The organism is Streptococcus infantis (assembly GCF_047460405.1).
In the GTDB taxonomy this organism is placed as follows: domain Bacteria; phylum Bacillota; class Bacilli; order Lactobacillales; family Streptococcaceae; genus Streptococcus; species Streptococcus infantis_Q.
Genome location: NZ_JASHGH010000049.1, coordinates 1 through 815 on the forward strand (window position 1 = coordinate 1; position 815 = coordinate 815).

The following is an 815-nucleotide window of genomic DNA, read 5'->3' on the forward strand; positions in this document are numbered from 1 at the left end:
CCTTTTTGATGTTCAAAGCAATGAGGATTCTAGTTTTAAAGTTTTCAAAGTTCCGGAAGCCAAAAGCATTGCGCTTGATGACCTTAATGAGGTTATTAGTAGCCTCCAGTTTCGCGTTTGAGTAGGGCAGTTCCAGTGCGTTCATGATTTTGTCCTTGTCTTTCAAAAAGGTCTTAAAAACAGTTTGAAAAATAGGATTTACACAAGAAATCGTTTCTTCAATCAGTTCAAAGAAATTGTCTGTTTGTTTCTCTTGGAAATGAAACAGTAATAGTTGATAGAGTTCATAGTGCTTTCTAAGTTCTTGAGAGTATGCAAGGAGCTTTTCGAGAATCTCATTATTGGTCAAGTGTGAGCGAAAAGTAGGGCGATAAAAACGTCTATCACTAAGTTTACGGCTATCCTGTTGAATGAGTTTCCAGTAACGTTTTAATGCTTTATATTCGTGCGATTTACGATCAAAACGATTCATGATTTGGATACGAAGACGATTCATAGCTCGACTGAGATGTTGGACAATGTGAAAGCGGTCGAGAACGATTTTAGCATTAGGAAAAAGTTTTCTGGCAATATCGTAATAGGGACTAAACATATCCATTGTAATGACTTTCACGCGACTTCTCACCTGACTAGAATAACGAAGAAAATGATTGCGAATAGTCGCTTGAGTTCGTCCATCCAGAATAGTTACGATCTTTCTGGAATCAAAATCCTGTGCAATGAAACTCATCTTACCTTTCTTGAAGCTGTATTCATCCCAAGACATGTGAGTTGGAAGGAAAGATAAATCTGTCTTGAATTTGAATTCTTTCAAT

At 36.9% G+C, this 815-nt stretch carries 1 protein-coding gene; it reads right to left on the bottom strand.

Annotation, left to right across the window (positions count from 1 at the left end):
* Positions 1-815 (bottom strand): ISL3 family transposase (locus QM928_RS09930; RefSeq protein WP_414295154.1); only part of this gene is annotated, 815 nt, incomplete at both ends.